Below are 12790 nucleotides of genomic sequence, written 5' to 3'. Positions count from 1 at the left end.
ATCAATGGGATCAGACTTCCCCCGACGGATACCCAAAGAAAGCTGAACCTGGACGGCCGAAACCACCACATAACAAATCCCGGATTCTTCTAATATGGTTGCCAGCAAAAGCCCATAGGGGCCGGTGTGCTCAAAACAAACGATGAGCTCATTTACATCGATCTCGGCTCGCTTCCATTGGGTAATCATCTTGTGGATTCCTTTTGGAGTGTTTACCTCTTGGCCGTTTTTATGTGAGTTATTTTGGCTGTCGTTTACCTGCCAGTCCAACCGCTGTTTTGAGATGTCAATACCTATATAATAGCTGGCTTCCATGAGATTTTCTCCTATATTTACAAGTGAATGATTGCCGCTTACTGGATAGGACCAGCCACTATTACCTTTATGAGCTCGTTGGGCTTACATTCTAACTAGTGCCTTCTGGTCTGGAATCCTGCCGGGGACTCATACGCATGATAGCTCGAAAGCTAGCGGGTTAGCCAGGTCACCCCGGCGGGACAGTGGCGGACTATACCGCCAAAGTAAGTCATTTTTGGGTAGGAGTAATCTATAGGCGGGTTATAGGGCGCCCTAGAATGGGAATATAATTCATGATAATATAAATATGCCTAACGATTTGGCTATGAGCAGAAGCGTCCCCCAATGCGCTATTGGTTATAGGTTTTGTTGGCGTGTCATTATTTATCTTTCATTTTTCCCATTATGGTGCCCAATCTTGCCTTCATTTTGTCAATAGCATCAATAAGGGCCTTCTCTTTTGAACCACTTTTACTTACCACAATCACAGGTTGTATACCTTCTACCCTTGCTTCTATCTTACATTGTATATCATCTGTACCTCCTTTATCAGCATTCTGGTCTGAAAGATGTACTTCAATGCGAGAAATATAGTCAGCGAAGTGTTTTAATCCACTTATAATCTTTTTAGATACAAACGTTTCCAGCTTTTCTGTACCCTCTATGTTATTATCAGTATTGAACTGTATTTTCATAAGACCCTTTTTAATTGTTTGCTTTTATTTTGTTTAATGCATGCCAACATTGGCATAACACCAATGCTATTCATCTTATAATAATACAAATAACGAGTGTTATATGAATCGAGCAGAATTAATTTTTAAGTAAGCCCTATAACGACATCCTATGTATAAAGCACTTGGTATTGACTGATATTTTTGATTCGCAGACATTCGGTCAAACGGAAGGTTAGTGGCGGGCGGGGAACCAGTCAGACGACATTGAACTCGAGCGCAATGACTGCCCTGCCCATTTGCCCCCCCCCCGTGTAACCACTGGCAACCACAGTAGGCTTCGAGCCAGTATGCAGGATGGATTTGGACACGGAACCCTTCTTCACCTTCACGTATTTAAAATATACGAAGCGATGAACACTATTGGTATAGATATCTCAAAAGAATGGGTTGACTGCCTTTGCTCGGCACGTAAACTTGCTGATCAATGTCCATCATTGGCAAGAGCAAGGCTACCGCTGATCTTACTATCCCTTCTAAAACCGAAACCGGTTGGTTAGCCTTGGTCATGTGGCTGTTTTGCATCTTTTCCAGTTGATCAACTATCGGAATCGCATTAAAACTATGTGGATCTGGACGACCGCATATTTTACGGAGGATCAATTGCTGGGAATGATTGTGCGTTCCAATGAAAAGATTGAAGGAGAGGAGCCAGCTTATAATATCGAAACTTAATAGTGGATGAGTATCATATTCAGAAATCAGCAAAGTCTCTCTTTAAAGGAGGTAATACCGTCGACAGTTGTGGGGGTCAAGGGGGATGGTCTTGTAAGGAGCTACCTTCCAAAACTCACAGTTAAAACTGTACGAGGAAATGATCGGGTAATTATGCAAATTGAAGACAACGGGTCCGGCATTCCTCCAGAGTTCAAAGAAAAAACTCTACAGCCGTTTTTTACAACTAAGAAAGGGACCGAAGGAACGGGCGTGGGCTTTCTATCACCAATGATACTATAAAGGCGCATGGAGGAGCTTTAAAAGTAGTTTTTAAAGAGCAGATTGAGTATTGAATGGCTATTGACATAGGTGGCTTGCCGGTAAAGGGAATACCCTAACAGGTTGATGAAAAATGAAAAAAAATAAAAAACTATATCGTTCCTTTTTTCTTGGTGTTTTGTTCTTAGTAACAACTGTGATGATTCTTGCCTGCCGCTCCACTGCAGATAAGAATATAAATGCGGGGCAAGCCCAATCCGATTCTGTTTCGCCGCCTGTAATCATCGAAGCCAAAAAATTTGTCACTATTTATCTTGATTCCCTTCCGCCGCCAAAGGTTGTGAACATCTCTGAAAAAATTCCGCCGACTACCACTGATGCCGGTTTTTATGTGACCATGCAAAACTTTAACACCGAAGATGGCTTGGCGCTAAGTAGTCTTATTTGCGGATATAAAGACAGAGCGGGAAATCTCTGGTTTGGCACCTCCGGCAACGGGGCAAGCATGTACAATGGAAAATCATTCACGAACTACTTCTCATCCCATGGCTTGATCCACAATTTCATTAATACTATAACTGAAGACAGTAAGGGCAATATTTGGTTCGGCACCTATGGTGGAGTTAGCAAATACGACGGGGTAACCTTCGAAAACTTCTCCACTGCCCACGGTCTTATAGATAATGATGTTCGTAAAATATTAGAAGACAGCAAGGGAAATATCTGGTTAGCCACAAAAAACGGGGTAAGCCGGTATAGCTCCCCAAATAAAGACAGCGCACAAGGTTCATTTGTCAACTATGATACCAACGATGGATTAGCAGCTGGCGCTGTAATCTATATTATGGAGGATCGAAACGGGAATATTTGGTTTGGAAGCGGTGGTGGCATAAGCAAATATGATCGAACGGCAGAAGCCAGTGGCAAAAAGGCTTTTCAGGATTTATCCGAATCAATGGGTGTTAGCGGTAGAATTGTACATACCATCACCGAAGACAAAGAAGGGATCATTTGGATTGGCACCAACGATTTGCTTAGTCGGTACGAATATGCTAAGGAAGGTAAAACAGAGAACATGTTTACACATTTTACTGTTGATGACGGTCTTGCGGGCAATAGCGTGATAAGTAGCATGGAAGGCAGTGACGGCAACCTCTGGTTTGGTACAAAAACAGGCGTTTCCAATTATAGTAAAGCAGACAGCACCTTCCTTAATTTTACAACCGAACAGGGTTTAGCACACAATCAGGTTGAGAGCATCACCGAAGATAAATCCGGCAGCCTTTGGTTTGGAACGTATGGCGGCGGGCTCAGTAAATACGATGGAAAAAGTGTGGTTGAGTATTCTTCAGAACAGGGGCTGCCGGGTAAAGCGGTTTACGCCATTACCGAAGATAATAAAGGCAACTTCTGGTTGGCTCCGCTGGATGGTGGAATTGTTGAATACCGCCGAGCCGGGTCGGGTAAAATGGGGGGAACCTTTATCAACTATACAACCGAACAGGGGTTTAATGAGACTACGGCCTATACGTCGTTAGAAGATAACAGCGGCAACCTTTGGTTTGGTACCAGTTCGGGTTTGTTTAAATACGATGGGTCAAGTTTTACGGAATACACTTCAGCGCAGGGCTTGCGGGATGATTATATTAATGCGTTAAGTACCGACCGAGAAGGCAATCTGTGGATCGGTACGTTTGACGGAGGGGTAAGTAAATTTGACGGCAAATCCTTTACTAATTTTTCAACCGGTCAAGGCCTGGTACATAAAACAGTCTGGAACATCTTTGAAGATAAAGACGGCATTATCTGGATCGCTACAAGGGGCGGTTTAAGCAGGTTTGATGGCAAGCAATTTATGAATTTTACCAAAGCCCAGGGGCTGTCCGATAACAAACTTTCAACCCTTATGCAGGACTCCCAAGGAAATTTATTCACTGCGGGCTGGGGCGGGGGCGTATCCATTATAAGAAAAAGGCATCTCGAGAAACTATCGGAACCTGATATTGAGCAAAATTACGAAAATATCTTTGAACACTTTTCCACGGCCGAAGGATTGGCAAATGATGTGGTTTATAATATTGTGGAAGACAGCACCGGTAATCTTATCATCGGAACCAGTTACGGCTTTACAATCCTTAACGGCGGAATAGGGACTGAAGGTGGGAAAATTGCCAAAAACGGCATCGAAAATTATAACGAAAAAACAGGATACCCGATAAAAGATGTAAGTCATATTTACAGCCTGTTTAAAGACAGCCGAGAGTTTATATGGGCGGGTACGGGTGATAAACTGGTGCGGTTCGATTATAACAGCGTTCACAAAAGTAAACAAGTGCCAACTGTATACATACAAAACGTAAAAATAAATAATGAGACCATTAGCTGGCACAGCCTGGATTGGGCACAAAAAAACGATCAACCACTAAAACAGAACACGAATAACGTACCTGCTTACGTCATTGACGAGCTTCGGGCATTTGACCGAACCTTGACGACAAGTGAACGTGATACCTTGGCAATCAGATTCAAAAATGTACGCTTTGATGGTATACGTCCCTTTAGTGCTATTCCTGAAAACCTGGTACTACCATATAGAAAAAACAATATAACCTTTGACTTTATAGGGATAGAGACGGCACGGCCTCATCTGGTTCGGTACCGCTATAAACTTGGAGGCAACGATGAAGAATGGTCGCCGGTAACCGACAAAGCCACAGCTAGCTTTGGTAATATATTTGAAGGTAGTTATAACTTTATGGTACAGGCGCAAAGCCCGGATGGCATTTGGAGCGAACCGTTGATTTACAGTTTTAAAATTTTACCGCCCTGGTACCGCTATTGGATTGCATACTTGTTCTATATTCTTGTTTTCATGGGAGGAGTATACTTTGTTCACCGGGTTCAAAAAGCACGTACGATTCGCAATGAAAGAGAAAAAATACAACAGCGTGAATTAGAGCAAGCCAAAAAAATCGAGAAAGCCTACCGTGAACTTGAAATAGAGGCCGCGCTGGAAAGAGTCCGTTCGACAAGTATGGCCATGCGTCATACCTCGGAGCTGCAAGGGGTTGTCAACACGGTTGCGGAGCAATTGAAAAAAATTAACATGAATATAAATGGGGGCGTATTTATTGTCATAAATGATGAGGTTGATCGGAATGTACCCATTTGGGGATCGGGTGGGGCCGCCGACTATGCCAAAAAAGCCGTAGTTCCATTCTTAGACCGACCAATATTCAAGTGTCTGAGAGACGCAATAAAAGAGGAAAAAGATTTCTTGGTCGAAAAATACTCAAAAGAAGAAAAGGGGGAGTTTTTTGAGCATTTATTTAAACATCAACCCTGGAGATCAGTGCCAGAGGAGATGAAAAAACAATTGCTATCCCTACCGGGCGGCTATACGAGATCTGTGACCATATCACAAAACACAAGTATTTTCATAATCAACAATACCGGGGAAAGATTCTCTAATAAGGATAATGAAATTCTTAAACGATTCGGAAAGATTTTTGAACAATCATATATTCGCTTTCTCGATCTGCAAAAAGCCGAGGCCCACTCCCAAGAAGTTATGAAGCAAGCCTCGCTTGATCGGGTTCGCGGGGAGATTTCCAGTATGCGATCTTCAGAAGATTTGCAGCAAATTATTCCGGTGATATGGCGTGAATTGACGGCGATCGGCATCCCATTTTTTAGATGTGGGGTATGTATTCTTGATGATCATGAATCCACTATCCGATTCTATTTATCGGCATCCGACGGGCATTTACTTTCCATATTGAATTTTCCTTTCGGGGCTAATTCGTTTACTGCAAATGTGGCCCACCATTGGAGGAACGGAACGGTTTATAAAGAACACTGGGACCGGGAAGATTTTATTGAGTGGACGAAATCAATGACCGAGCAAGGTCAAATTCGGGACAAGAAAGCGTACCCCGGGGCAGAAGAACCTCCCGAATCGCTCTATTTACATCTCATTCCTTTTAAGCAGGGTATGTTATATATTGGAAATAAAGAGCCACTTACAGACAATGAAATCACCCTGTCAAAATCATTGGCCGAGACTTTTTCAATAGCTTATGCCCGTTATGATGACTTCAACCAACTGGAGCAAACCAAAGAAAAAGCGGAAGCGGCTCTTGTAGAGCTCCGGGCAGCGCAAAAACAACTGGTACAACAGGAGAAATTGGCCTCTCTCGGTCAGCTCACCGCTGGCATAGCCCACGAAATCAAGAATCCTCTCAATTTTGTCAATAATTTCGCAGATCTCAGCATTGAGCTGATTGAAGAGGTGAAAAACGCGTTACTTGATGCAAAGTCCTTCCTGAAAGGGGAGCCTATTGGAATATCCGACCGAGGGGATGACAGACAATATATCGTCAACATTCTGGATGACATAGAAACTAACCTGCACAAAATACATGAGCATGGAAAACGCGCCGATCGTATTGTTAAATCGATGCTGCAGCACAGCCGGGGCGGTATCGGTACTATTGAGCCCACCAAACTGAACTCCTTGCTGAAAGAATTTGTGAATTTGGCCTTTCACGGCATGCGTGCGGGAAAAGATCCGATGAATGTAGAAATAGATATGCATCTCGATGATCAACTAAATGAAGTGCCACTCATTGCCGAGGACTTTAGCCGGGTAATCGTGAACCTGTGCAATAATGCGTTTGATGCGATGAGAGATAAACTTTCAGCGGCGGGTGATCAGCAGTCAGCATATCAACCCAAATTAACAATACGAACCGGCAAAAAAAGTGCTCAGGCTATCGTCGAAATTGAGGACAACGGACCGGGAATACCTGAGAAGATCAGGAAAAAAATTATGCAGCCATTTTTTACTACAAAGAAAGGTATCGAAGGTACCGGGCTGGGGCTTTATATCACAAATGATATTATTCAAGCACACGGAGGCGAATTAGAAATTGAAAGTGAGCCAAATGTATTTACCCGTTTTATTATAAAGATACCTATGCATCCGGCTGTCTGATGTTTGTCAGTAATTTATAAAATTAATTTTAAAGCCTACGGTTATGAGAACGCATAATATTATGGTGGTTGATGACGAGCCAGATCTGCAAATGCTTATTCTCCAGAAGTTTCGCAAGAAAATTCGAAATAACGACTATAAGTTCTTTTTTGCCGAAAACGGACTTGAAGCACTGAATATGTTGAACGGAGGCGGACACAATATTTCGCTGATCCTTTCGGATATCAATATGCCCACCATGGATGGGCTTACGTTGTTGTTAAAGCTGCAGGAGAAAAATGATCATGCCTTAAAAACGGTTATTGTTTCGGCATACGGCGATATGGAGAATATCCGTACAGCCATGAACCGCGGGGCGTTCGATTTTGTAACCAAGCCCATTGATTTTGGTGATTTGGAAACCACTATAGAAAAAGGACTCAAAGAGATTAGCTACGTTAAAGAATCGATGAGCCAGAAAAAACAACTGGACGACGTACAGCAGGATTTAGACACCGCTGCCCGCATACAGCAGAACATACTACCGAAGAACTTCCCTGCTTTTCCGGATCGCAGCGAGTTTAGCGTGTATGCCGAAATGCATACCGCGAAAGAAGTGGGGGGTGATTTTTATGATTTTTTCTTCATTGATGATACACACCTTGCTTTTGTAATTGGCGATGTGTCGGGAAAGGGCATTCCTGCTTCCATTTATATGGCGGTTTCGCGCACCATGCTCAAAGGCATCGCATCCCAGGTTCACGATCCGGCCCAGTGTCTTTCTGCGGTGAACACCATGCTTATCCCTGAGAGTGATATCTCTACTTTTGTTACGGTTTTTTACGGTGTGCTAGATACCGTAACTGGGATTGTTGATTACTGCAACGGTGGGCATAACTTACCTTACATTGTTAGAAATGACGGTTCTGTCCAACAAGTTGAAAATACTAATGGATTGCTATTAGGCAAGATTGAGCCTATCACGTATGAATCAAAGAAAATTCAGATGCAACAAGGGGACAAGATTGTTTTATATACCGATGGCGTACCGGAAGCTATGAATGAAATTGAGGATATGTATGATGAAGAACGCCTGGAAGAATATTTAGCTAAACACGCCGCCGATTCTGACGGAAAATTACTGAGGGGCATTATCGTAGATGTACTGAAATTCATCAACAGAGCACAGCAGTCGGATGATATCACCTTGTTAGTTTTGGAGTATTACAGGGAATAATCAATGCGTATTTTGCAATTGAATTTATATGCAAACAGAAATTATGTATTTCCCTTTGCTAAAGTATGGTTAGAGTATGGCCTTGTTACCCAAAATTGGCTCCGCTCTTCTCTATTTGGTAATAATATCTAAAATAAAAAGCCCATAACTCACTACGGATCATGGGCTTATAAGAAAGTAAGACCGAATGGATTCGAACCCTCAATTTTCTGATCCAAGGTCGTCAAGGGGTTCCCCGGTTGATTCGCTGGCTTGTCAGCTGATTTTGACTTAGAGAAAGGGAATTCAGAGGTATTGGAGATTGAAGGGCAATCTATTATTGGATATGAGCAGCGAAGGCATGCGATTAAGCTTTTTACCGGGCTAAGGTTTCTAAGTGAGGATGAAAACACCATTACATCAAAAAGTTTTTTGCAGCTTCGATATAACTATATATTCAATAGCCGATATAGAACGTTTTCTTTTTATCAATATCAGCAAAATAAAGATTTGATTTTGAAAAGCCGCCAGCTTATCGGAGCCGGTCTTCGAAGAAAATTCGGGACAGCGGATAGTCCTGATGTTAATTTGGGATTAGGATTGATGTACGAAAACGAAAAATTGGATAGAGAGCAATTATTTGCGGATAAGGACGCCAATACAAATATGCTCCGCTTAAATACTGTTGGATTTTTTTCCTATGAAATTGGAAGGAACAGCACTCTTTTAAACTCAACCTATTATCAGCCGGCAATCTCCGATTTTAGTGATTTTCGATTGCTGAATGAAATGAGTTTGGAAGTAGCGATAAATGAATATTTGGACCTGGGACTTTCCTTCGTTTGGCGTTACGACAACAAGCCACCACGGGGTTTAAAGAAATCTGACATCAACATCACCTCCGGTTTAACCATACATTTGTAAAAGGATTCCCGGTATTTCTCACAAGGAGAAATTTTAAAAGATCTATCAATACGTTCGTTAATGGAATGCGATACGCATCAGTTCAGACTAACCGGAATGCTTTCCAAGCTATGAAAGCTGTAAAAAATTGTTTCTCCTTTTTGCGCTCGAAACTCAAAAACCTTCTCTTTGTTCCCACTCTTTCTGGGTGTGCGGGTATTTAGTTTGATCTTGTTCTCCCCTTCTTCCAAAGGTACTCGTGCATAGGAAATAGTATACGGTATGGTCTGCCAGTTCCTGGTATCTGCCTTTTCAGATACGGCATTAACAATAGAGAGTAGAGCTCCAAGATTCTGGTTGAGTTTGCGTGTTTGTCCTTCTGCGGTTTGTTTTAATGCAAGCCGCAGCAGTGAATTGGAAAATTCCCGCACCATACGGTCTTCAAGTGTGCTAAAGGCTATTTGATTGATATTTTGTGCCATTTCCAGTCTGTACGTTGTATTACCGGAAACCAATTCTGCGCTTTGATTATATGGCTTCCGTTCCACATACTTTGGAAATGCTACCCTTATAAATTTGAGATCTCCGAGTCCTCCGGTTCCTTCACCCATAGCAGGCAACGGGAAAGGAAAACTTAGTCCAAGTTCTTCGTTTACAAATATGACAAAACCGCCCTGCCCTTTGACAATAAAAAAGTTTAGGCTCCATTCATCTTTAACCGGTCCCAATCCATTATGCCAGAAAAATACTAATTCTCCCCCTTTCTTCTCCTGATATTTATATTCCGTTGAGAATTTTTTCTCATATCGCTCCAGCTCTTCGGGAAAACCATTTAAATAGGCTGTTCGCAGCAAATCTTTTTTTAATTGTGTTGGAACATCGGTATTAAAATGCTGTTTGTAGTCTTCCGAATAGGCTTCGTAGGCATTTCTATAGGCAATAAACGCGTTATTTACATCTCCTGATGCCTCATATATGATACCCATCAGGTTCATAGCAAAGGCGTCCCGTTTATATCGATTTTTTCGATTTTCGTACCGGTCGTTCAGTTGGTTAAGCCTGTTGTTGATTCTTCGACACTCTACCAAGGCTTCCTCATACTGGTTCATTCGGAGATAGTTTAATGCCTTATAGTAGTGTATCAGGACCAGCTCATGATCTTCTCCGGTATATGGCTTAGTCGTTGGGTTGGTAACAAGGCTGGCAGCTTTGTTTAAATTGCTTTGACGATAGTCTTGCGTAAAGATATAGGCTTCTTCAAGAAATTTGTTGCTTTCCTCAAATCGGCCGAGCATCTGTAAAACGACGCCTTTTTGCAGGTTGTACAGCAGCTTACTCTTATCCTTGGTCGCTGCTTTTTTATTTTTATCAAGTACCTTATTGGCTTCTTCAATTTCTCCCTTGACAAAGTTTTCCTGAAAGTCCAGTGTTGTTTGATAGTACGTGGCACATCCAGCAATTAATACTATAGCGAGCAGCACAAAGCCGTAAAACAGTCTGTTATACTTCTTCATTTCAGGAGTTTCTGACTACTTCACGACTTTTCTGATCTTCTTGGTTCCTATCCAGACTTTTTCATTGTTTTCAAGATCAGTGAGCTCTAAATCGACCTGATAAAAAATAAGTTTTTGTTTTTTGTTGGAATCCGTAATAGAATTGATGGTTCCCTGCAGGACGAAATCAGCCCCCCTTTCTAGTCCCCATTTTTTCATTGTTGAAAGGGAAGCATAATCCTGTTGATCGTCCCGTTCTTTTCTCAACTCTTCTCTAGCTTGCCCGGCCTGTACAATTCTGGCTCTATTTGAATTCAGAATCTCACGTTCCATGTCTTTAATGAAAGTCTCGGCACTAATGTGCTCACTGGTCTTGTTCTTGACCGTTCCTACAATAATCGTGGGTTTGCGACCGTGTTCTTCGGTGTAATTTTTGAGCCAGCTGCGTGAAAGGGCATCATTTATCATCTCATCGGATACCAGCCGTGAATCAGAGTCATTCCATCGCCCACTTAAATTAATATCTTGATCGGAATCTACCCGAGAAACATTCTTTGTGTTACTACAACCCCATATACCCAATAAGCAAAGAAGGAATATTGTCGAAAATTTCTTCATAGTATTTATCTGATTTAACATGGAATAACTTTGCAGTTGCAAAATAGATTACTTTCCGAAAGTTAATATTAGTAAAAGGTAACGACTTTAGTACTTATATCATATAAACATTGCAACGCAGGCATAATAAGAAATTTAAATATCTGCCAAAAAGGATACTACATTGCAACCTGAATCCTTCAACCTTTATCAAAAATTCATTCACCTTCACTATATTAAGCTATTTCATATTAATTGTTCAACCTTTGGATACAGAATGTAATGATCGTACTTGTGATCAATTGTGGCAGTTCATCCGTAAAATACAATCTAATTGAAACCTCGGAACAAAAAGAGATCTGCTCCGGTATCGTGGAACGTATCGGTGCGGTCACTTCCATTGTTAAACATGAGCCTGTAGGATTCAAATCGGTAAAAGATACCCGTAAGATCGAGAATCACATTAAGGCTTTGGAGGAAATTATGAATTTTCTGATGGATTCAGATAATACGGCAATCTCATCGACGGATGATATTAAAGCTGTCGGTCACCGGGTTGTTCACGGCGGCGAAATGTTCAAAGACTCGGTTCTCATTGATGAGGATGTGATAGATGCCATCAGGCAGGCATTCGACCTGGCTCCGCTTCATAATCCTCCGAATTTAAAAGGAATAGAAGCCGCAATGAAGTATCTGCCTGAAATACCCCATGTTGCGGTATTTGATACGGCATTTCACCACTCACTCCCTGCCGAAGCATATCTGTACGGCATTCCGAACCGGCTATATCGCCGTTATAAAATTCGGAAATATGGATTTCACGGGACATCACACTATTATGTGAGCCGACAATACTACAAAATGACCGACAAACCCGTAGAGGATACCAAGGTGATTACTTGTCACCTGGGAAACGGTGCTTCCGTTACAGCTGTAAAAGGCGGCAAGTCGATTGATACTTCTATGGGCTTCACTCCGCTATCAGGATTGGTAATGGGCACCCGTTCAGGTGACATTGATCCGTCTATCCTCTTTTACCTGGTTGAAAAAGAAGAGCTGTCTCTCAATAACCTACATGCACTGTTGAACAAGCATAGCGGGTTATTGGGACTGAGCGGTTATGCGGCAGATATGAGAGAACTCACTGAAGAAGCAAAACGGGGGGACCGTCGGTGTCAGCAGGCGATTGATGTATTCTGCTATGACTTAAAGAAATATATCGGCTCGTATATTGCAGCTCTAAACGGTTGTGATGCCATTATTTTTACTGCCGGAATCGGAGAAAATTCGGCAATGGTACGTCGGCAGTCTCTTAAAAATATGGAATCACTGGGTATTGGGATTGATCCTGAAAGAAATGAATCAACGGAATCGGGCAAGATACAGAAAATAAGCAGTGATTCATCCAAAACGGAAGTCTGGGTAATTCCCACCAATGAAGAGCTGGTTATTGCCATAGACACAGCAAAAATTGCACAGGCCTCCGATCAATCTCCATGGGTGTAGCACATATCCTTTCCGTATTTTGAGAAACCGTATCTGAATCTCTTGCCTTAACAATATGCAATGGGGGGCAGCATACAACCCGATTGCTCCCCAAAGTGGTATCGCAGGTAGAGCACCTTTCGCACTGCATTAA

The 12790-nt window shown here is 42.1% G+C and carries 10 protein-coding genes; 5 read left to right on the top strand and 5 right to left on the bottom strand.

Annotated features, from left to right (window positions below):
• From ACQ76V_RS10775 to ACQ76V_RS10765, 3 genes are all read right to left on the bottom strand, one after another.
• The coding region (locus ACQ76V_RS10775; protein ID WP_441000508.1) for an IS110 family transposase at positions 1-315 on the bottom strand (315 nt) is incomplete at its 3' end.
• A 362-nt stretch (positions 316-677) separates the two neighbouring features.
• Positions 678-992, bottom strand: coding sequence for an HPF/RaiA family ribosome-associated protein (locus tag ACQ76V_RS10770; protein ID WP_441000507.1), 315 nt, complete (start codon positions 990-992; stop codon positions 678-680).
• A gap of 399 nt (positions 993-1391) precedes the next feature.
• The gene (locus ACQ76V_RS10765) at positions 1392-1541 is read right to left on the bottom strand and encodes a hypothetical protein (protein WP_441000506.1); all 150 of its coding nucleotides are present in this window, start codon (positions 1539-1541) and stop codon (positions 1392-1394) included.
• 171 nt (positions 1542-1712) lie between these two features.
• On the opposite strand from ACQ76V_RS10765, the gene ACQ76V_RS10760 reads away from it, so the two are divergent.
• The 4 genes from ACQ76V_RS10760 to ACQ76V_RS10745 all read left to right on the top strand — a co-directional run bounded on the left by ACQ76V_RS10760 (position 1713) and on the right by ACQ76V_RS10745 (position 9082).
• Positions 1713-1988 (top strand): ATP-binding protein, encoded by a 276-nt coding sequence (locus ACQ76V_RS10760; protein ID WP_441000505.1) that lies wholly within the window; start codon positions 1713-1715, stop codon positions 1986-1988.
• A gap of 112 nt (positions 1989-2100) precedes the next feature.
• The gene (locus ACQ76V_RS10755; protein ID WP_441000504.1) at positions 2101-6963 is read left to right on the top strand and encodes a two-component regulator propeller domain-containing protein; all 4863 of its coding nucleotides are present in this window, start codon (positions 2101-2103) and stop codon (positions 6961-6963) included.
• Between the two features lie 43 nt (positions 6964-7006).
• Positions 7007-8179 (top strand): SpoIIE family protein phosphatase, encoded by a 1173-nt coding sequence (locus ACQ76V_RS10750; protein WP_441000503.1) that lies wholly within the window; start codon positions 7007-7009, stop codon positions 8177-8179.
• Positions 8180-8431: 252 nt separating this feature from the next.
• Positions 8432-9082, top strand: coding sequence for a DUF481 domain-containing protein (locus ACQ76V_RS10745; RefSeq protein ID WP_441000502.1), 651 nt, complete (start codon positions 8432-8434; stop codon positions 9080-9082).
• A gap of 77 nt (positions 9083-9159) precedes the next feature.
• On the opposite strand, the gene ACQ76V_RS10740 is transcribed toward ACQ76V_RS10745, so the two are convergent.
• Both ACQ76V_RS10740 and ACQ76V_RS10735 read right to left on the bottom strand, forming a co-directional pair.
• Positions 9160-10575: a COG3014 family protein gene (locus tag ACQ76V_RS10740; protein WP_441000501.1), complete on the bottom strand. Its 1416-nt coding sequence runs from the start codon at positions 10573-10575 to the stop codon at positions 9160-9162.
• A 15-nt stretch (positions 10576-10590) separates the two neighbouring features.
• Positions 10591-11172, bottom strand: a complete 582-nt coding sequence (locus ACQ76V_RS10735; protein ID WP_441000500.1) for a penicillin-binding protein activator LpoB — start codon at positions 11170-11172, stop codon at positions 10591-10593.
• Positions 11173-11433: 261 nt separating this feature from the next.
• Here ACQ76V_RS10735 and ACQ76V_RS10730 point away from each other — a divergent pair, with 261 nt between their 5' ends.
• A complete protein-coding gene (locus ACQ76V_RS10730) occupies positions 11434-12657 on the top strand; it encodes an acetate/propionate family kinase (protein ID WP_441000499.1) in 1224 nt (407 codons plus the stop codon).
• Positions 12658-12790 lie beyond the last annotated feature (133 nt).

Source organism: Fodinibius sp. SL11 (assembly GCF_052060035.1).
Taxonomy (GTDB): domain Bacteria; phylum Bacteroidota; class Rhodothermia; order Balneolales; family Balneolaceae; genus Fodinibius.
This window is presented reverse-complemented; position numbering and strand designations above follow the sequence as displayed.